This window comes from Siminovitchia jepli (assembly GCF_047228825.1).
GTDB lineage: Bacteria > Bacillota > Bacilli > Bacillales > Bacillaceae_C > Siminovitchia.
Window position 1 is genome coordinate 41,806 of record NZ_JBFEGN010000005.1, and the last position, 18,995, is coordinate 60,800.

The following is an 18,995-nucleotide window of genomic DNA, read 5'->3' on the forward strand; positions in this document are numbered from 1 at the left end:
CTCTCCCGATTAAATGAGTGATTTACGAAGCATGACGCCAACGCCTTTCGGAGCGTATGCCGCTACAACCGCGCCTTCGTTGACAGTTACCCAGCCAAGGCCCGAAAACACGATATCCATTTTTTCTTTTTTAATCTTGAATTCGTGGCGGACTAGTTCCGGAAATGTTTCAAGGCTTTTCTTGCCCGGAGGCTGCAGCAGCTCTCCGGCATGGGCCTTATACAATTCATCCGCTTTTTCAAGTTTTGTGCGGTGGATATCCAAGCTGTTCGCCAAATAACAGACAAGCGGTCTCCGTCCGCCCTTTACATAATCAAGGCGGGCAAGCCCGCCGAAAAAAAGGGTCTGTCTCTCGTTCAATTGATAGACCCGCGGCTTGATTTCTTTTTTTGGCGTAATGGCCTTCAAATCTTCTTTCCCGATAAAATGGGCCATTTGATGATCATTGATGATGCCCGGGGTATCGACGAGATGTTTGCCGTCCTCCAGCGGAATATTGATCATGTCCAATGTAGTGCCGGGAACCGGAGAAGTGGTAATCACATTTTCTTCCCCGGCAGTTTCCTTGATGATGCGGTTGATAAAAGTCGATTTCCCTACATTGGTGCATCCGACAACATATACATCCTTCCCATTCCGGAATTTTTCGATCTGTTCCATGGCTTCCCTGATTTGAAATCCTTTTGCCGAACTGACGAGCAGTACATCGATGGGATTGAGCCCCATTTCCTTCGCTTCTTTCTTCAGCCATAATGCGAGTTTTGATTTGTTCGTCGATTTCGGCAGCAAATCCACTTTATTTCCAATCAGCATGATCGGGTTATTTCCGATAAATCGCTGCAAGCCGGGAAGCCAGCTTCCATTTACATCAAAAATGTCTATCATGTTTACAATTAAGCTGTCCGTTCTCCCAAGCTCGTTCAATATGTGCAGAAAATCATCGTCATTCAGGGAAACGTCCTGCACCTCGTTATAATGTCTTAACCTGAAACATCTTTGGCAGATGATTTCTTCCTTTTCCAATGCGGAAGGGGGCGTATAACCCACTTTTCCGGGTTCCGCAGTTTGAATTGCTGCTCCGCAGCCTACGCAATGCATGTCACTGCCGTGATTCACATCTCTTCCTCCCATTGAATCAGCCCTTTTCGTTTTAAGCTGGCCATAATTTTTCTTTCAATCATCCGGTTAAATCGGGTAAAAAATCCATCCGACTGTGCTACAGGAACGACAAGGATCGTGTAAAAACCGGCGCGGTTTCCGCCAAATATATCTGTTAAAAGCTGATCGCCCACGATGACGGTTTCTTCCCTGGACAGCCCCATTTCTTTTGCAGCCTTCCTGAACCCGGAGCCCAATGGTTTTCTTGCTTTATGTATAAATGGTATACTTAGCGGTTCCGAAAAAGCTTTCACACGGCTCTGATTATTATTCGATACAATCGTTATTTTCATGTTATTTCTTTTCATCTCTTCCAGCCAGTCCACAAGTCTCGGTGTGGCATTTGGACGGTCCCACTCAACAAGGGTATTGTCCAAATCTGTAATAATTCCCTTTATACCCTGGTCTTTCAATTTTTCTGGCTGTAAATGAAATATGCTTTTTAAGTACTCGTTTGGCAAAAATTGTTTTAACAAATGCGTGCACCTCGTTATTTCTTTTCATATGTTCATCATATATAATCTTTATGCTTCTTTCAAAATGTAACAAACGGCAAAAAAACGGATGAAATTTTTCGACAAATTACAGCAACTTTCAAACTGTGGGTAACTTTATAAACAGAAAAAAGGTTTCCTTGGCAAGGTTGTTAAATCTTATAAACAAATTAACAACAGTTTATCCACCGCCGGTTGTGGATAAAGGAACGCTTGTTCCAACGCCTTTTATTTGTTAAAGTGAATATAGCATTCAATGTACTAGTGTATTCTTGAAACAACAACTTTAGAACTTGAATTCCTCTGGAGGTGGAGCGGTGAAAAAGTTGTCAGATGAACTATTGATCGAAACGTATTTTAAGGCAAAAAAATTAAACTTAAACCGTGATTTCATTACGTTGATGGAATTGGAAATCAAGCGGCGTTCATTGGCCTCGCAAATAGAAGTATCATGTTGAGTTCCTATGATGTTTAAGCACCTGCTGTTCTCAGGTGCTTAATGATTTTTATCGGAATGAAATTGTCCGATCGGGGTTCCCATTTTTACCTCGAATTTCGGCTTGATCTTATCATTCAGTTTGAATCTGTTTTTTTCAAACAACAGGATTACCGTAGATCCGAACGAAAAATAGGCCACTTCCTCCCCTTTTTGCCACATTTTGTTGTGATTTGTCACGATGACCGAATTGATGAACATGGCCCCCACTTTTATCATGGCGACTGATCCGCCATCCGTCATCATTTCTGTAATGACCCGGTAATTTTTCGACAACGCCGACTTGCCGTATTTTAACCCGAACCGGTTTACCGGGTAAGACCTGCTTCCCCTGGAATAAACGGCCGCCACTTTTCCATTGACCGGACTGTGGATCCTGTGATAATGGGAAGGGCTCAAATAAATGATCATGAAAATGCCGCCCGAATATTTTTCTGCTTTTTCTTTGCTCCCAAGCATTTCGGAAACCGAATAAGTTTTATTCTTTACTATAATTTCCTTCGTCGGATGAATCAACCCGACTTCCTCCAAAACACCATCCACGGGACTCGTAACGATGTCAGGTCTCCGGTCAACCGGGCGTACCGCCGCCTTAAGCTTCCTTGTAAAAAAAGCATGCAAGTTCGGGTACTGGGCTATATCTTCCAACATTTCTTCATGATTAATCCGATAAAACCTCGCATATGATTTAATGAATGGCCTGCTTAACCGGGAACATGAAAACCTTTTAAGTGCCCTGGAAGTCAAAGGCCCGTTCGATAACTCAATGAAAAAGCGATACAGTCTCGCCCTCAACAAAAAATACCTCCAAACAAAATTCTTCTTAACTTTCTGTTATAGAAACCATATAATGATATAATAAAAAGGCTTATTAAAAAAGGGGGAACCACCTATGTTTTTATCAGAAGTCGTCGATCATACAATAAAAAAATTAAAGTCCCAAGTTGCCAATGTGCTTTCCTTGATCAATTTGGGCCTTGGGGGATTTGCCATTATTGCCGGCATAAACGGCCAACTCCACTTAAGCCTTTTACTTATCTTTGTCGCCGCTTTGACCGATCGTTTTGATGGAATGGCAGCCAGAAAACTGCATATTGAATCGGACTTGGGAAAACAGCTGGATTCAATGAGTGACATTATTTCGTTCGGTGTTGCTCCCGCCTTGCTATTATACCAAGGAATTTTGAATTTGTTTGGTTTTCCGGGAATATTTTTTACGGTTTTTTACATTGGCTGCGGGGCATTCCGACTTGCCAGATTTAACATAACCGAGAACAATTGTTACTTTACGGGGCTCCCCATTACTGCCGCGGGCTGCCTGCTGACATTGAGCTTTTTAGCCGTTCCCTATTTACCGCCCTCATCATTTTTATTTATTACCCTTATACTGTCCTTTCTGATGATCAGTACTTTTACCCTAAAAAAGATATAACAAAAAGCCAGTTGCGCGACATGAAGTGCGAACTGGCTTTTTTATTGTGCATGTGCATTATCCGCTTGCATTTTCCGGTTTCCTGCTGTCATAAAGGGCGTCTGTCCTAATCGGCAATTCCTCAAAAACACCTCCTCCCTCATAAATCATCCTTTCCACTTCCAGCTTATATTCAATGAAATGATCGGCATCGGGATGATTGATGATGATCACCCTTCCCTGGTATTTACTTATGAATGCTCGCCTTTCTTTTTAATCTGATTCATTTTATCTTTTTCCGCCCGGTAAAATTCGTGAAACATTTTCATCAAAGCTCTTTTTTCTATCCGGGATACGTAACTTCTGGATATCCCCAATTCTTTTGCTATTTCCCTTTGGGTCCGCTCCTTCTCAAGATTTAAGCCGAATCGGCCGATAATGACTTCTCTCTCCCGTTCATCCAAAACATTAATATATGCCATTACCTTCTCAAGTTCCATATTAAGCTGTATCGTTTCAAAAATATCTTCTGCGTCAGATTTCAACACATCCATCAGGGAAATTTCATTTCCTTCTTTGTCCTGGCCTATGGGGTCATGGAGCGATACGTCTTTCTTTGTTTTTTTCAGCGCACGCAAATGCATGAGAATCTCATTTTCTATACAGCGCGCGGCATAAGTTGCCAATTTTGTTCCTTTACCAGTGGAATAGCTCTCAATTGCCTTGATTAATCCAATCGTACCGATTGAGATCAAGTCTTCGGAGTCTTCCCCTGTATTTTCAAAATTTTTGACGATATGGGCGACAAGCCGAAGATTATGCTCTATTAGAATATTTCGAGCTTCTTCATCTCCGGCTTCCATTCTTTTTAAATATTTTTTTTCGTCTTCAGGAGAAAGCGGCTGAGGAAATGCATTATTCTTTACGTATGAGACTAAAAAAATAAGTTCTTTCCATAACAGGCCGATTGCCGTCAAGATTCCGGACAATTCCTCACCCCCATTTTTTTAAGACTTACAACAAGTATATGTGTATTTGGGGAGACACTTGCTTGTCCTGGCAAAATAGGCCTGATTGCAACATTCACTTCGTTTTTTAAACAAGTATGGAAAACAGCTTTTAAGCATAAAAAAACGGGGCGGTCCTTTGGATCTGTCCCCGATTTCCTTTTACAAAATCTTGATCATTTCAATGACAAGTGCAGCGGAATTGGCCGATGCCTTTTCAATGAATTGATCAAATGATATTTCAGATTTTTTTCCGGCAATGTCAGATAATGACCGAATAATCACGAAAGGCGTTTTAAACTGAAAGGCAGCTTGTGCAATGGCGGCCCCTTCCATTTCAACCGCCTGGAGATCCGGAAATTTCCCCCGGACAAATGCAACCTTTTCCGGGTCGCTCATGAACGAATCCCCTGTTGCGATCAACCCTTGTTCTGTACGTATTCCCATAATTTTTTCCGCTGCTTTAAGGGCCGCTTCCATTAATGCCGGGTCAGCTTTATAAGCAGCCGGCATCTGCGGCACCTGCCCATACTCGTAACCGAATGCAGTCGCATCCACGTCATGGTGGCGCACCTCATCCGAAATGACCAGGTCCCCGATGTTTAGGTCCGGATTATATCCCCCGGCAGATCCGGTGTTAATGACCAGATCAGGTTTGTATTTTTCCAAAAGAATCGCCGCCGACATGGCTGCATTAACTTTTCCAATGCCAGATTTTAACAATACGGCCTCTTTTCCTTCAAGAAGCCCTTCCGTAAATTCAAAGCCGCCAATTACATCCGTCTTTGCATTGTCCATCTTATTTCGCAATAAGGCAACTTCTTCTTCCATTGCCCCGATAATTCCTATTTTCATGGAAACATGACTCCCGCCTGTCTATTGTTTTTTATCATTTTGTATTAATTTTTTTACTTCAGTCGGCTTCCAGCCTTCACCATCGACCCATTCTATAAAGACTCTGTATGTATCTTCACTGCCCCTGGCTGACACAGTGGCGATGGCCTGATTTTGACGGTCTTCCCCGCCTTCAATCCACCACAGAATCATGTTGTCTTCCGGAATGTCGACAGCATGGGAAACTGCCTTTAACTTTTCGTTCCAATCCACTGTACCTTTGTTGTATGATGGCTGATGACCGTTGGTCTGCTCCGTCCCGACCGGTTCCCAATTCGGATCAATGATGACCTTTTCTACATTCGGTTCATCACTTTCCTTTTCAATCTTTTCTTCCGGTTCCTCCTCGGATTCTTTTGGCGCTTCATTTTCTTCATTTAATGATTTTTTTGTTTGATCATTTTTCTCCTGATCCGCTATCTTTTTGGAGTCCGGCGGGTTAGCAGCCACATCCGGTTCATTCGGGTTGTCTCCGCCGAAAAAAATTCTTCCGCCCACAATGAGAATAAGGATGATAACGATCGCAATAAGCGTATTTAAAATGATGTTTGTCTTTCTTCTTTTTGCCCTGAGTTCAGACCGTGAACGCTGATTAAAGTCAACCGGCATAATATCCCTCCGTTTCTCATTGACAATATCATATCATGGCCCGGGATGTACGTGAATTATTTTTATTGGTTTGGAGAAAAATTCGCATGAACCTGATTTTCCTCGTAAATCATGGAAACGATATCAGCGAACAGCTTATTGATCCCCCCTTCATTTGGAGGGACATCCAAATTGACAACTACAAGAGCATATTTCGGATTGTCAAATGGAAAATAGCCTGCAAACCATTTATTGTGAAGCTGCTCCCCATCCTTCATCCTGGCTGTTTCGGCGGTTCCGCTTTTGCCTGCCACTTCATAAGGCAGGTTTTGGAATACATTCCCGGTTCCGTTTGGCTCTGTAACGACCTTCCTTAAAAGCCGTTGTAGTTGGATCGCGGTATAGGGAGCCAATTCCTCCCCTTTTAATCTCTTTTGGTCAAATTTGGCCATAACTGTTCCGTTCCCGTATTGAATTTCCGAGACTGCCTTGACAGTCATCTTTTTACCCCCGCGGGCAATTGTGGCCATCATGTTTGCCACCGAAACGGGTGATAAGCGAACCTCCTGCTGTCCAATCCCGGTTTGAAAAACGTAATTTCGGTCACGTTTGCTCTTTTCATCTGCAAATATTCTCCCTTCATCATGGCCAAATTGCCGAAAATGCTCTATATGGAAAAGTTTGTCTTCCCAAGCGACAGAATCGATAACACCCATTTTCCTGGCATATTTCTCCAACTTCGCCGGGTCTTCTTTAACCAATTTCCATGCGAGTTCCGCAAAGGCGATGTTGCAGCTTTGGGCAAAGCTGTCTTCAAAATTCAAATTGCCCAGTTGTCTGTTGGCGGCTTCCCCCCTGAGACCTTCATCGCAATGATATATTTCTTCTTCCTTGACAAGCCCTTCTTCTATTGCTGCAGCCGCTACCACTGTTTTAAACACCGATCCGGGGATGAGCTGCTTGAACATCCAATTCACCGAACCTTCATCCGAGTATGGGTTTTTCGGATTGATATGAGGCCGGGAGGCTGCAGCCAAAATTTCATTTGTCTGTACATCAAGCAAAATGGCCCCGCCTTTTTGAATGTAATGAAGATCAAGCAATTCTTCTATCTTTTCCTGATAGGCGCGCTTGATGGTTGTCTTCACTTGCAAAGGATAAAAAGGGTTTCCGTCTCCCGTATATTTTACCTGAATACCGAATAACGGGTGACCGAGACCGTCCACATGGTAAACAAGTTTTGATTCTCGTTCGGGAAGCAAAAATTCATCAAAATGGTATTGCAAACCCGTAATTCCGAGTTTTATATTCGTTCTGTCCTTTTTTGGATAACGCCCTTTAAACATTTTTTCATTTTCACCGTAAACGCCGATAAACTGTCCGGCCAGCGGTTTGGCAGCGGGAAATTGTTTTTCCACGGCAAAAACACCCGGCACACGCAGACGTTCTATTTGTTTCTTTTGCTCTTCCGTCAATATGTATGGCTGGTCCAATCCGGCAACAAACGGTTCCTTGGCATTGGCCACCTGCCTTTCCAGTTCCGCCTGCGGAATATTCAATATCCGGGCCAATTCCCCGCTTTTCCAATCAATTGTGTTTATGAAAGGGAACAGTACGAGAACGGGTTTCTTTTCAACTGAGAGCGGGTTTCCCTCCGAATCCAAAAATTGTCCCCGCCCGTCATCAAGCACAAGCTCCAATGTCCGCTGTTTGACACTTTCCTTGATCAGATTCACACGATGCTTTGAAAAATGCTCCGTCTGAAACAATTGTATTTCCATGAGCCTGCCCAGCAACACCGTAAACATAAAAAATATGGCAATGGCCATCACAAGAATCCGTCTTTTCATGGTAAAGCACCTCATCCCCATTGTTGCCGCGGAAACCTTGTGATAACCATTTAATTTAAGAAAAAACGCTGAGGCGTTCTTTCGGAGAAGTGAGTGGTGAGAGGTTGGATTTGATTAAATTGGCAAACTGCCCATTTATACTTTGCTGATCTTCCAAAAAAAACACGGCCCGCCATTTTTTTGGCTGCCGTGCTTTCCTTATTTGATAGATACGATTCGAACCCTCATTTCACCGCCCGGCGTTTGGACGGTTACTTCATCATCGACCTTTTGGCCGATTAAGCTTTTGGCAATCGGGGAGTCATTTGATATTTTTCCCTCAAATGGATCCGCTTCTGCACTGCCGACAATGGTATATGTCTCTTCATCACCATCGGGCAGTTCAACAAATGTCACCGTTTTTCCGAGCGTTACCAGATCGGAATTCAACTCATCATCCTCAATGATTTTCGCATTGCGGATCATGTTCTCCAACGTGGTAATTCGCCCTTCCACAAAGGCCTGCTCTTCTTTCGCCGAATCATACTCCGAGTTTTCGGATAAATCCCCGAAACTCCTTGCGACCTTGATCCGTTCGACGACTTCTTTTCGTCTTACAGATTTTAAATATTCAAGTTCTTTTTCAAGCTTTTCTTTTCCGTCTTTTGTCATAGGAAATACTTTTTCCGTTGCCATAACCCTCACTCCTTATTCATGTCATTTCCCTTTGTATCCGGGAAATGGTCCTTTTAATACATGACAGCGCGCCAAATGAATGGCGCGCCTGCGTTTCCTGCCCATTTCTATATATTATCTATGCTATCGTAATATAAAAATGACTTTTGTTCAAGGAAATTTACCCTGAACGGTGAAAACCGATTTTTTTGCTGACTGCAAGCCCGTCACCCACCGGAATAATGGTCGTTATAAAGTCTGTTTTTTCCATTAACGTCTGATTATATTCCTTCAACTTTTTTACAATTCCTTTCAGCCGTTTATTTTCAACAGATTCTTCTGCAACAAGTCCCTTGAATAAAACGTTGTCTGAATAGACACAACCATTATTTGTCAACAATTTGCTGTACATGTTAAAAAAATTCATATATTGACCCTTCGCTGCATCGATGAAAATGGCATCGTATGGACCAAATGCCGCCGCCTCATCAAACAATTCCAACGCATTTCCCCCAAGCAATGCAATTCTTGCTTCCAGGCCTGCACGCTGAAAGTTTTGTATAGCTTCCTTTGCCCTCTGTTCATCCAGTTCAATCGTGACAATCTTTGTTGCAGGCAGGGCATAAGCCATCCTTAAAGCGGAATATCCGATCGCCGTCCCTATTTCCAATATTCGTGCCGGATTTTGGATTCTCATGATTTGAAGCATGACATTGATGGACATTGGCTCCATAATCGGAACATTGTCTTTTTCGGCAATGCGTTCCAATTCCCGTAAAAGCTCATTTCTTGGAGGAAGAAAAGATTCCACATATTGTCGGACTAATTCATTCATGGGAAAACCTCCGGTCCTAATCTCTTTTGTCTGTAATATATTTTGCCTTTAGCTTGTTATGCTCTTCCAATGTTTTGGCATAATGAACTTCCCCTGTTCCGTACTCCGCCAAGAAATAAAGATATTGGCTTTCGGCGGGGTTTAAGGCTGCCTCAATGGAAGATTCTCCCGCATTGGCGATCGGGCCGGGGGGGAGGCCTTTCATTTTATACGTATTATACGGAGAATCGACCTCCAAATCTTTATACATTGTTCTTTCCTTATGCTTGCCCAATGCATATAATACAGTCGGGTCCGTTTGGAGAGGCATGTCCTTTTGCATCCGGTTATGAAACACACTCGAAATAAGATGGCGGTCGGCTTTTTCAGTAGCTTCTTTTTCAATCAAAGAAGCCAAGGTAAGCAATTCATGAACATCCACCTTTTTTTCCGTCATTTTTTCATTATATTTGGCCACTACCCCGTATGTTTTTTTGATCATCGGATCAATGATTGATTCCAATGGCGGATTTTCTTCATAATAGGAATAGGTTGCAGGATACAAATACCCTTCCAGCGGATGTTTTATATTTTTGTGAAACATATCATCCGTCAGCAGTTCCGGATATTTTGCCTGGAACTGTTTGATCGTTTCTTGATCATCCAGCTTCTCCATAATTTCTTTCTTTGTGTAGCCGGTATGTTTTTCTATCGTTTCGGCAATTTGCTCCAATTGATATCCTTCCGGAACAGTAATTTTAAAAATCGCTTCCCGGGCCAAAATGCCCGTTTGCAGTGTTTTGGATATCTCGTTCAGTGTCATGGATGGCGCCATGTCATAAACACCCGCCTGAAAACCGGAAACATTATTCAGCTTTACGTAATATTTAAATACTGTGGCATTTTTGATAATGCCTTTTTCCTTAAGCAGCTTTCCGATTGAAGTGGTTGACGATCCGATCGGAACCTCTATTTTGACGGTTTTATTGTTTTCCGGATCAACCGGTTTTAAGGCAGATTTGATATAAAATATGCTTCCCAGGACTGTTGCTGTCATCAATATAACCGTAATAAGGGCGATAATAGCCACTATTTTTCTAATGATCATCGCCTCATTTCTTCTTTCAAGCAAATTTTTTCTGATCAGTTCCGCCCTTTTTTCTTTATCCAGTTTTTGTGTCCCCTCTTGCATAGACGGGAATCCCCTCCCGGTATTCTGTCTTATATACCTTTTCTATTATACAATAATTATGGAATTTTTCATTTTTAACGCGATAAAAAATGAATAAAACCGACCCCGGTAACGGGATCGGTTTGTCATGGAAAAATTTACTCTTCATCTTCAGCCAAAAAAGTGTTGAGCATTTCTTCGATCATATCCCATTCTTCTTCGGTTTCAATGGGCTGCAGGCTTCCTTCTTCGCCTTCTTCATTCGGAATAAAGGCGGAAGCATGAATTTCAATTTCATCATCTTCGTCCTCGTCGGCGCCTGCCGGAAAATACAATACATATGACTTATTAAATTCATCGGAGTCAAATGTAAAAAGGATTTCATGCAATTCTTCATTTCCTTGTTCATCTACGACAGTAAAATATTTTTCATCCATTTCCATTTTTTCACCTCATTTTTGTTGGCTGTCCAAGAAACTTTGCAGGATCATGGCTGCCGCCATCTTATCGATGACTTTTTTTCTTTTCTTTCTGCTTACATCCGCTTCAAGCAATACTCGTTCGGCGGCTATCGTACTCAGGCGTTCATCCCAGAGCAGTACCGGGAGTTGAAACTTTTTGGCGAGAAGATCAGCATAGGCCATGGAGGCCTCGCCACGCGGCCCAATCGTGTTATTCATATTTTTTGGCAGGCCCACAATGATTTTCTCGACACCGTATTCTCTTATAATTTCACCAATCCGCTTGAATCCAAACATTTTTTTTTCTTCATTAATCGATATTGTTTCAACTCCCTGGGCAGTCCAGCCCATTTCGTCACTAATGGCCACTCCCACCGTCCTGGAACCAACATCAAGGCCCATCATGCGCATTATTTTTCCTCGCGATGTTGAGATAAATATGATTTGACCAGCTCTTCAATAATCTCGTCCCGTTCCAGCTTTCTCATAAGATTCCGTGCGTCATGATGCCTTGGAATATAGGCCGGATCCCCGGAAAGCAAATATCCGACGATTTGGTTAATGGGGTTATATCCTTTCTCCTGAAGCGCCCTGTACACATGGAGCAAAACCCCTTTTACATCATGGTCCATCGGATCTTCTTGAAAATTGAACCTCATCGTTTCGTCAAAAGAGCCCATTTTTACAACACCTCTTTCATGCGGCCGTTCACGAATGACCTGTCTTCATTGTACATGATTTCGACTTGGAATCAAATGGATTTTATCCAATCACCGACGAAAGATAAAGCCTCGTCCAATTGGCCGGGATTTTTCCCTCCTGCCTGGGCCATGTCGGGCCGTCCCCCGCCTCCGCCGCCGCAGCGGGCAGCCACTTCTTTGACAAGTTTTCCGGCATGGTATTTATTAGTCAAATCCTTCGTAACGGCGGCAATAAGGTTTACTTTGCCGTTTTGGACAGATCCCAGTACAACGATACCGGATCCGATTTGCCCCTTCAGGTCGTCAGCCATGCTTCTTAGTGTGTTCATGTCGGCACCCTGCACCTTGCTGGCGATCACTTTGATGCCGTCTATTTCAGTTGCCTGTCCAAGCAAACTTCCAGCCTCCAGATGGGCCAGTTTATCCGAAAGGGATTCATTTTCTCGCTGAAGCTCTTTTAGTTCGTTTAACAAATTTTGGGTTCTTTCCTCAACATTGTTCGGCTTTATTTTCAGCATGTCGGCCACCATGCGAAGCTTCCTTAATTGCCCGCTCATGAAGCGGTACGCATGTTCGCCTGTCACGGCTTCAATTCTTCTGATTCCGGCGCCAATTCCGCTTTCAGCAACAATTTTAAACAGTCCAATTTCAGCTGTATTGGATACGTGGCAGCCGCCGCATAATTCCAGGCTGTCTCCGGCCTGGACAACCCGGACGGTCTCTCCGTATTTTTCGCCAAAAAGGGCCATCGCTCCCATCTTCTTTGCTTCTTCCAAACTTTTATAAGAAATGTTGACAGGGTGATTGGACCAAATGTTTTCATTGACGATCGCTTCAACTTTTTCCAGCTCTTCTTCCGTAATTGCCCCAAAATGGGAAAAATCGAAGCGGAGGCGGTCAGGCCCCACATAGGAGCCCGCCTGGTTGACATGTTCGCCCAGAACATCCTTTAGCGCCTTGTGCAAAAGGTGAGTCGCAGTATGGTTTTTAATCACCTTCCGCCTCATTTGCTCATCAACCGCGGCGACCACCTCATCTCCTTTTTTGAGTGTCCCTTCTTCTATGAACCCGGTGTGAAGATGCTGTCCGTTCGGTGCCTTTTTTACTTCAGATATTTTCACTTTCAGGCCTTTCCCGACAACCGTTCCTTCATCGGCAATTTGCCCGCCGCTTTCTGCGTAAAACGGCGTTTCTTTTAAAATAATTTGGACGGTTTCCCCTGCATCGGCTTCAGTAACAAGCTCACCCTCTTTCACAATCGCTTCAACGACTGAGTTCACTTGAAGCGTATCATAGCCGATAAATGCGCTTTGTACCTTCAGTTCGCCAAGGACCCCGCTTTGGACCTGCATGGAATCGGCTTCCTGGCGGGCAGACCGGGCTCTTTCCCTCTGTTTTGCCATCGCCTTTTCAAAGCCTTCATGATCAACCTGCATCTGCTCTTCTGCTGCATACTCTTCCGTCAATTCCAACGGAAACCCATACGTGTCATACAATCTGAATACTTGATCTCCGGGAATCGTGTCTCTTCCTTCGGCTTTCGCCTTTTTAATGAAAGAGGCAAGTATCTCCAAACCTTCATTCAATGTTTCGTGGAAGCGCTCCTCTTCATTTTTAATGACGCGTTGAATAAAATCGGCATTTTTTAATACGTCCGGGTAGTAATCTTTCATGATTTCGCCAACAATGGGTGCAAGCTTGTACATAAACGGTCTATGAATGCTGATTTCCTTACCGTAGCGGACTGCCCTGCGCAGCAGCCTTCTTAACACGTATCCTCTCCCCTCATTGGAAGGAAGCGCACCGTCGGATACGGCAAAAGTAACTGTCCGGACATGATCTGCGATCACCTTGAAGGCGGTATCCTGTTTTTCCATTTTCCCATATGTCTGCCCGGAAATTTTTTCGGTTTCCCGAATGATCGGCATAAACAAGTCCGTGTCAAAGTTTGTCGGCACGTTTTGAACAACGGATGCCATCCGCTCAAGCCCCATTCCCGTATCTATATTTTTCTTTGGAAGCGGGGTATAGGTCCCATCGGGATTGTGGTTGAATTGGGAAAAAACCAAATTCCAGATTTCCAGGTATCGCTCGTTCTCTCCACCCGGATATAATTCCGGATCATTTGGATCATCTCCGTATTCCGGCCCCCGGTCATAAAAGATCTCGGAGTTTGGACCGCTCGGCCCTTCACCGATATCCCAAAAATTTTCTTTCAGGCGGATGATTCTTTCCTTCGGCAAACCGATAAGTTTGTTCCAAATTTCAAATGCTTCATCATCTTCCGGATGGATCGTTACAGACAGTTTATCACTGTCAAATCCGATCCACCTGGTGCTCGTCAAAAACTCCCACGCCCATTCAATCGCTTCTTTTTTAAAATAATCTCCAATCGAAAAATTCCCGAGCATTTCAAAAAATGTGTGGTGTCTCGCCGTTTTCCCGACATTTTCAATATCATTCGTCCGAATGGCTTTTTGGGCGTTGACAATTCGCGGATTTTCAGGAATTTCCCTGCCGTCGAAATATTTTTTTAAAGTCGCCACCCCGCTGTTGATCCAAAGCAAGGACGGGTCGTCATGGGGGATGAGAGAAGCACTTGGCTCCACTTTATGGCCTTTCTCTTTGAAAAAATCCAGATACATTTGCCTTATTTGAGTTCCGGTTAGCATGTTCATGGTAAAACCTCCCAATCGATTTTTAAAAATAAAAAAAACTCCTCCCCATCCAGGGGCGAAGCTTCGTCACGGTACCACCCTGATTATCAAAACAATTCATTTGATTTGATATCTCTTGGTACCTTAACGCGGTTTACGGCAGGGATTAGCTGCTCTCAGGATTGGCTCATTGTTGCCCTTCATCCGGAATCTCTTTCAGCCTCGGAAATTCCTCTCTTATGCAGATCTCGCCTGCTTGGATGGACAGCAACATGAATGGATCCATCATAGATTTTTCATTATTGTTATTACAGAAATTATAGGAAATGAATGAACGCTTTGTCAATCATGACTTCATCTTGAATAGATCAAATAATCACGGGTATGGATGATGGCCACTTTTAACACGGCCAGCAACGGAACCGCAATGAGCATGCCCAATATACCGCCTGCCTCACCGCCGATAATCAGTGCAGCAATGATAAAAAGCGGATGGATATTAATCGATTTGCCGACAATATACGGTGATAATACGTTGCCTTCCAAAAATTGCAGCAACACCATGATTCCCAGGGCAAAAACAGCTTGCTTGATGGATGACATGAGCGCTATGGCCAAAACGGGAACGGCTCCAATCACGGCCCCAAAATAGGGAATAATGTTTGTGAAAGCGATGATCAAACCCAGTATGATTGGATAATCAAGCCCGATCACCCAGAACAACAGGCTGGAAATGATGCCGAGGATGGAACAGACAAGCAACTGCCCCCTAATATACCCGCCAAGCGATACATGGACCGCGGATAAAAATGCCACGGCATTTTTTCGCCATTTTTTCGGGGTCATATACCATGCTGCTGTTTTTACGCGCTCCAAATCTTTCAAAAAATAAAATGAAATAAAAGGGATAACAGCAAGGACAATCGCATAGTTGACGAGCCCCACTACAAAGGAAATGGCTTTTTCCATAAATTTCCCGATCCAAAGTTCAAAACTGTCCACCTGCGCCATCAGTTCATTTTTCATGCCATCCGGCCAGCGGGAGGTTGATGCATCCAATTCTCTGATTAATCCTTTGTAATACGCCAATAGTTCGGGCACATGCTCGGAAAAATGTCGCATCTGCCCGATTAATGCGGGAATACCCAAATACAGCCCGTAGCCGATTCCTCCAAAAAATAAAATATAGATGAATAGAATGGCATAGGAACGATTCATGCCAAGCAGCTCCAGCCTCCCAACGAGCGGGTGAAGCAAATAGGCGATAAAACCCCCGATCACAAAGGGAAGAACACCGATCCACAAAACATTCAGGAGGGGCTCCCACAACGGTTTAATTAATAAGAAAAAATAGAGCAGAATAAAAACAATCAAAATCATGCCGAATTGATACAACAGGCGTATGCGTGATTCCTTCAAGGCGTATCCCCTCCCTGTCATTATTTTTTCGACTTTGGCAAATTCTAACCATAATATCGAAAAATAAGGAGGGAAGTTGAAGCGGAAAGCTGCCAAACGGCAGCTTCCTAAATCAACTTGCGTTGCTGTTCATCAAACAAATCATCCAAAGAACTTAAAGACCCGTCTTCTTCCACCTGGTGTGTATATATCATTTGTTTTCCAATGGACAGCTCGATGAAACAGTTCCAGCAATAATACTGGTTGACACCAATTTTACCCAGGTCCTTGCTCTGGCAATTTGGACATTTCATCATGGGCTTCTCCACCTCGTCGAGTTTTTACCGACACGATCATGGCATCTTTTCCGATTTCCGGAGGTTTCGCGGTACGAACGACGCGCTTTCCCTCCGTGATGTCCGAAAAAAAACCGTCTGTCAGTTCATATCCAACGATTGTGCCCACTTCTTCCATAAAATATACATCATCCAGGAGGCCAAGTTTGTCTCCTTGTTGGGACAGGGTGTTTTTTTTGGATAAAGGCTGATGATGGTGCATCGTAAATTCTTCATCGAGCTCATTATATTTTACCAGGCTGTTTTTGCCGTCGATCATGACTCCATCATTCCCGAACGATGTAACAGACTGAATTGGGAGCCGGTACTTTTTTCCGATCAAACCTTTCGCAAGCAGCAAGAGATCTGTTACCAAGCCCTCTTCTCCGATGCAAATGTCGCAAACCTCTCCGATCCGTTCCCCGCCTTTATCATACACCGGCTTGCCCTTCAATAAAGAAAATGTTCGCAAAGAAACACCGCCTTTCCGAACATTTTTATTGTCTGCTGGATTAAAGAAAATCATAAGGCGTAACATTTTCCATGCCGATCATTGGGTCAACCATAAACAGCTTCTCTTCAGGCGACAAATCTCCCTGTTCTTTTGTTTCATTCGCTTGCAAGGGCAAGTTTTTTGGGGCCCCCAATTTTTCAAACAGTGTTGTTTGTCTCTTTTGGTCTTCCACCCTTGAAATGCCCATTCGGAACGCTTCTTCCTCCCCGCACAAAATCAAAAATTCCTTGCTTCGGGTGATCGCTGTATACAATAAATTTCTTCGCAGCATCCGATAGTAATTTCTGACGACAGGAAGGATGACGATGGGAAATTCGCTTCCTTGCGATTTGTGAATGGAGCAGCAAAAAGCATGGGTGATTTGGTTAAAATCCTGGCGATAATATGTGACTTCTGTTCCTTCAAAAGAAACAATCATCATATCCTGCTTTTCTACATTTTCCCTGGCATATAAAATTGAAATAATTTCGCCGATATCCCCGTTAAAAACGTTTTTCTCCGGCTGGTTGACAAGCTGGAGCACCTTGTCGCCAATCCGGTAGGAAACATCCCCAAAAGACAATTCCTTTTTATTGCTGCCTCCTTTCGGATTAAGGACATTTTGCAAAATTTTGTTTAGCTGATCAATCCCTGCCGGTCCGCGGTACATCGGTGCAAGCACTTGAATATCTTTGGCAGAATAGCCTTTTTTGACTGCGCTTTGGGCCACCTTTTCGACGACCTCGCCGATTTGTGAACCATGGCACTTAATAAATGAACGATCGACCTGGGGCTCGGTGATTTGATCGGGGATGTTTCCTTTTTTAATCGTATGGGCCAGTTCAATAATCGAAGATCCGTCGGCTTGACGGTAAATATCAGTCAGCTCTACTGTCGGAATGATATTGGACCTTAATAAATCCTTCAGGACTTGTCCCGGACCGACCGACGGCAACTGGTCCTCGTCACCGACAAGAATGACTTGGATATTATCCGGAAGTGCTTTAAACAGCTGATGGGCCAGCCATGTGTCCACCATCGACATCTCGTCGATAATGACGATTTTTCCTTCTATTTCCCGATCCCCGTCTGCATCCATATCTTCCTGGCCCGTCATTCCGAGAAGCCGGTGAATCGTTACTGCCGGCAGACCGGTCGATTCCGCCATTCGTTTGGCGGCCCGTCCTGTAGGGGCCGCCAATACGAAGGGAAACGGCTCACCTTTATAAGCGTGCAGATCAAGAGAGCAGCCGTGCAGTTCGGCAAAAAGTTCCACGATTCCCTTAATAACCGTTGTTTTTCCCGTCCCGGGCCCGCCGGTTAAAATCATGAGCGGGCTTGTTAGAGCCGTTTGAATCGCTTCTCTTTGGGAGGGCGCATACTGGATGCCAAGCCTTTCTTCCAGTTCTCCCAAAGCAAGCAAAAATTCCGATTCGGGAAATTGTTCTTCATATTGTTTTTGCGCAAGCAACCGTTCGATATTGGTGATAATCCCTATTTCCGAAAAATAAAGGGAAGGGATATAGATCCGCTTTTCTTCACCAATGATTTTCCCCTCTTCTTCAAGCAGAATCACGTATTGGCTGAGTACATTATACGGAATTTCCACGGGCTGGCTGTCTTCCAGCAGTTTCTTGACCTTTACAAGCAGCTGGTCCGCTTCCAAATAAACATGGCCGTTTTGCAGACAATCCTGCTCGAGCACATAAAGACACGCAGCTTTAATCCGGTCAGGGTGGATTCCATCTATGCCGATTTGAATACCAAGTTCATCGGCCCGGCCGAAACCGATTCCTTCCACGTCTTCAATGAGCTGGTAAGGATTTTTTTCAATGATATGCAATGCATTTTCTTTATACACTTGATAAATATTCATGGACAGCTGCGGTCCGAAACCGTATTGATTCAGTCCGATCATGATTTTTTCCAATTCCTGGTGCTCAAGCAAGGCGTCATATAAATCCTTTGCTGTTTCCGAAGACATCCTTGGTATCGTATCCAATAAAGAAGGGTCCGTTAAAATGCGGGTTATCGCGTTTTCCCCGAGTATATCTACAATACGCTCTGCCGTTTTTTTGCCGATCCCCTTAAAAAGGTCGCTGGACAAATAGGCAACAATCCCTTGCTTTGTTTGCGGAAGATCTTTTTTAAAATGCTTCGCATGAAATTGCAGGCCGAATTTGGGGTGCTCTTTTAAGTCACCGTAAAAAATATACGTCTCCTGTTCATGAATTTTGGGGAAATAACCCGTCACAACCGCTTCTTTTTCTTCATATCCGACGTTTGTTTCTTCCACCCTGACCCTGACGACGGAATAGAAATTCCGCTCATTATGAAAAATGGTGACAAGGTGGCGGCCTTTTATAAAATTTTCTTCCTCCGTTCGGATATCAAGAGAATGCTGCTCCATGAC

General features: G+C 43.8%; 21 protein-coding genes. 2 read left to right on the forward strand and 19 right to left on the reverse strand.

Features of this window, described 5'->3' with window-relative positions:
* Positions 1-9 precede the first annotated feature (9 nt).
* Positions 10-1,131: a ribosome biogenesis GTPase YqeH gene (gene yqeH / locus AB1L08_RS04290; protein ID WP_413063446.1), complete on the reverse strand. Its 1,122-nt coding sequence runs from the start codon at positions 1,129-1,131 to the stop codon at positions 10-12.
* On the reverse strand, positions 1,113-1,634 hold the full coding sequence (locus AB1L08_RS04295; protein WP_413063447.1) for a YqeG family HAD IIIA-type phosphatase: 522 nt from the start codon (positions 1,632-1,634) through the stop codon (positions 1,113-1,115). Before AB1L08_RS04295 ends, yqeH begins: the two co-directional genes overlap by 19 nt.
* A 335-nt stretch (positions 1,635-1,969) precedes the next feature.
* On the opposite strand from AB1L08_RS04295, the gene AB1L08_RS04300 reads away from it, so the two are divergent.
* Positions 1,970-2,110, forward strand: coding sequence for a sporulation histidine kinase inhibitor Sda (locus AB1L08_RS04300; RefSeq protein ID WP_413063448.1), 141 nt, complete (start codon positions 1,970-1,972; stop codon positions 2,108-2,110).
* Between the two features lie 38 nt (positions 2,111-2,148).
* Here AB1L08_RS04300 and AB1L08_RS04305 read toward each other — a convergent pair whose 3' ends face one another.
* Positions 2,149-2,943 carry a phosphatidylserine decarboxylase gene (locus tag AB1L08_RS04305; RefSeq protein WP_413063449.1) on the reverse strand — a complete coding sequence of 265 codons (795 nt, stop codon included), beginning with the start codon at positions 2,941-2,943 and terminating at the stop codon, positions 2,149-2,151.
* Between the two features lie 97 nt (positions 2,944-3,040).
* Between AB1L08_RS04305 and pssA the strand changes: the two genes are divergently transcribed.
* Positions 3,041-3,580, forward strand: a complete 540-nt coding sequence (gene pssA / locus AB1L08_RS04310; RefSeq protein WP_413063450.1) for a CDP-diacylglycerol--serine O-phosphatidyltransferase — start codon at positions 3,041-3,043, stop codon at positions 3,578-3,580.
* 57 nt (positions 3,581-3,637) lie between these two features.
* Here pssA and AB1L08_RS04315 read toward each other — a convergent pair whose 3' ends face one another.
* The 16 genes from AB1L08_RS04315 to recD2 all read right to left on the reverse strand — a co-directional run bounded on the left by AB1L08_RS04315 (position 3,638) and on the right by recD2 (position 18,992).
* Positions 3,638-3,793: a hypothetical protein gene (locus AB1L08_RS04315; protein WP_413063451.1), complete on the reverse strand. Its 156-nt coding sequence runs from the start codon at positions 3,791-3,793 to the stop codon at positions 3,638-3,640.
* 17 nt (positions 3,794-3,810) lie between these two features.
* The gene (gene sigK / locus AB1L08_RS04320) at positions 3,811-4,548 is read right to left on the reverse strand and encodes an RNA polymerase sporulation sigma factor SigK (protein WP_413063452.1); all 738 of its coding nucleotides are present in this window, start codon (positions 4,546-4,548) and stop codon (positions 3,811-3,813) included.
* 180 nt (positions 4,549-4,728) lie between these two features.
* Positions 4,729-5,421 (reverse strand): 5'-methylthioadenosine/S-adenosylhomocysteine nucleosidase, encoded by a 693-nt coding sequence (mtnN, locus tag AB1L08_RS04325; protein WP_413063453.1) that lies wholly within the window; start codon positions 5,419-5,421, stop codon positions 4,729-4,731.
* A gap of 21 nt (positions 5,422-5,442) precedes the next feature.
* Positions 5,443-6,069: a YrrS family protein gene (locus AB1L08_RS04330; RefSeq protein WP_413063454.1), complete on the reverse strand. Its 627-nt coding sequence runs from the start codon at positions 6,067-6,069 to the stop codon at positions 5,443-5,445.
* A gap of 62 nt (positions 6,070-6,131) precedes the next feature.
* Positions 6,132-7,898, reverse strand: coding sequence for a peptidoglycan D,D-transpeptidase FtsI family protein (locus AB1L08_RS04335; RefSeq protein WP_413063455.1), 1,767 nt, complete (start codon positions 7,896-7,898; stop codon positions 6,132-6,134).
* A 198-nt stretch (positions 7,899-8,096) separates the two neighbouring features.
* Positions 8,097-8,573, reverse strand: coding sequence for a transcription elongation factor GreA (greA, locus tag AB1L08_RS04340; RefSeq protein WP_413063456.1), 477 nt, complete (start codon positions 8,571-8,573; stop codon positions 8,097-8,099).
* Between the two features lie 160 nt (positions 8,574-8,733).
* Positions 8,734-9,387: an O-methyltransferase gene (locus tag AB1L08_RS04345; protein WP_413063457.1), complete on the reverse strand. Its 654-nt coding sequence runs from the start codon at positions 9,385-9,387 to the stop codon at positions 8,734-8,736.
* Positions 9,388-9,403: 16 nt separating this feature from the next.
* A complete protein-coding gene (mltG, locus tag AB1L08_RS04350; protein WP_413063458.1) occupies positions 9,404-10,558 on the reverse strand; it encodes an endolytic transglycosylase MltG in 1,155 nt (384 codons plus the stop codon).
* Between the two features lie 137 nt (positions 10,559-10,695).
* Positions 10,696-10,980, reverse strand: a complete 285-nt coding sequence (locus tag AB1L08_RS04355) for a DUF1292 domain-containing protein (RefSeq protein WP_413063459.1) — start codon at positions 10,978-10,980, stop codon at positions 10,696-10,698.
* A gap of 9 nt (positions 10,981-10,989) precedes the next feature.
* Positions 10,990-11,409 (reverse strand): Holliday junction resolvase RuvX, encoded by a 420-nt coding sequence (gene ruvX / locus AB1L08_RS04360; RefSeq protein ID WP_413063460.1) that lies wholly within the window; start codon positions 11,407-11,409, stop codon positions 10,990-10,992.
* The gene (locus AB1L08_RS04365) at positions 11,409-11,678 is read right to left on the reverse strand and encodes an IreB family regulatory phosphoprotein (RefSeq protein ID WP_413063461.1); all 270 of its coding nucleotides are present in this window, start codon (positions 11,676-11,678) and stop codon (positions 11,409-11,411) included. Before AB1L08_RS04365 ends, ruvX begins: the two co-directional genes overlap by 1 nt.
* 71 nt (positions 11,679-11,749) lie before the next feature.
* The gene (alaS, locus tag AB1L08_RS04370) at positions 11,750-14,377 is read right to left on the reverse strand and encodes an alanine--tRNA ligase (protein WP_413063462.1); all 2,628 of its coding nucleotides are present in this window, start codon (positions 14,375-14,377) and stop codon (positions 11,750-11,752) included.
* A 333-nt stretch (positions 14,378-14,710) separates the two neighbouring features.
* A complete protein-coding gene (locus AB1L08_RS04375) occupies positions 14,711-15,775 on the reverse strand; it encodes an AI-2E family transporter (protein ID WP_413063463.1) in 1,065 nt (354 codons plus the stop codon).
* Positions 15,776-15,882: 107 nt separating this feature from the next.
* Positions 15,883-16,071, reverse strand: coding sequence for a hypothetical protein (locus AB1L08_RS04380; RefSeq protein ID WP_077110566.1), 189 nt, complete (start codon positions 16,069-16,071; stop codon positions 15,883-15,885).
* The gene (locus AB1L08_RS04385) at positions 16,031-16,561 is read right to left on the reverse strand and encodes a PRC-barrel domain-containing protein (protein WP_413063464.1); all 531 of its coding nucleotides are present in this window, start codon (positions 16,559-16,561) and stop codon (positions 16,031-16,033) included. The genes AB1L08_RS04380 and AB1L08_RS04385 overlap by 41 nt, the downstream gene beginning before the upstream one ends.
* A gap of 40 nt (positions 16,562-16,601) precedes the next feature.
* On the reverse strand, positions 16,602-18,992 hold the full coding sequence (recD2, locus tag AB1L08_RS04390) for an SF1B family DNA helicase RecD2 (RefSeq protein WP_413063465.1): 2,391 nt from the start codon (positions 18,990-18,992) through the stop codon (positions 16,602-16,604).
* Positions 18,993-18,995 lie beyond the last annotated feature (3 nt).

What these genes read in the sequence shown, in the direction of transcription:
- AB1L08_RS04335 (WP_413063455.1), bottom strand. Translation starts at nt 7,898, where the DNA reads ATGAAAAGACGGATTCTTGTGATGGCCATTGCCATATTTTTTATGTTT.
- AB1L08_RS04355 (WP_413063459.1), bottom strand. Translation starts at nt 10,980, where the DNA reads ATGGAAATGGATGAAAAATATTTTACTGTCGTAGATGAACAAGGAAAT.
- AB1L08_RS04365 (WP_413063461.1), bottom strand. Translation starts at nt 11,678, where the DNA reads ATGGGCTCTTTTGACGAAACGATGAGGTTCAATTTTCAAGAAGATCCG.
- AB1L08_RS04380 (WP_077110566.1), bottom strand. Translation starts at nt 16,071, where the DNA reads ATGATGAAATGTCCAAATTGCCAGAGCAAGGACCTGGGTAAAATTGGT.
- mtnN (WP_413063453.1), bottom strand. Translation starts at nt 5,421, where the DNA reads ATGAAAATAGGAATTATCGGGGCAATGGAAGAAGAAGTTGCCTTATTG.
- mltG (WP_413063458.1), bottom strand. Translation starts at nt 10,558, where the DNA reads ATGCAAGAGGGGACACAAAAACTGGATAAAGAAAAAAGGGCGGAACTG.
- alaS (WP_413063462.1), bottom strand. Translation starts at nt 14,377, where the DNA reads ATGAACATGCTAACCGGAACTCAAATAAGGCAAATGTATCTGGATTTT.
- yqeH (WP_413063446.1), bottom strand. Translation starts at nt 1,131, where the DNA reads ATGGGAGGAAGAGATGTGAATCACGGCAGTGACATGCATTGCGTAGGC.
- ruvX (WP_413063460.1), bottom strand. Translation starts at nt 11,409, where the DNA reads ATGCGCATGATGGGCCTTGATGTTGGTTCCAGGACGGTGGGAGTGGCC.
- pssA (WP_413063450.1), top strand. Translation starts at nt 3,041, where the DNA reads ATGTTTTTATCAGAAGTCGTCGATCATACAATAAAAAAATTAAAGTCC.
- AB1L08_RS04345 (WP_413063457.1), bottom strand. Translation starts at nt 9,387, where the DNA reads ATGAATGAATTAGTCCGACAATATGTGGAATCTTTTCTTCCTCCAAGA.
- AB1L08_RS04330 (WP_413063454.1), bottom strand. Translation starts at nt 6,069, where the DNA reads ATGCCGGTTGACTTTAATCAGCGTTCACGGTCTGAACTCAGGGCAAAA.
- recD2 (WP_413063465.1), bottom strand. Translation starts at nt 18,992, where the DNA reads ATGGAGCAGCATTCTCTTGATATCCGAACGGAGGAAGAAAATTTTATA.
- greA (WP_413063456.1), bottom strand. Translation starts at nt 8,573, where the DNA reads ATGGCAACGGAAAAAGTATTTCCTATGACAAAAGACGGAAAAGAAAAG.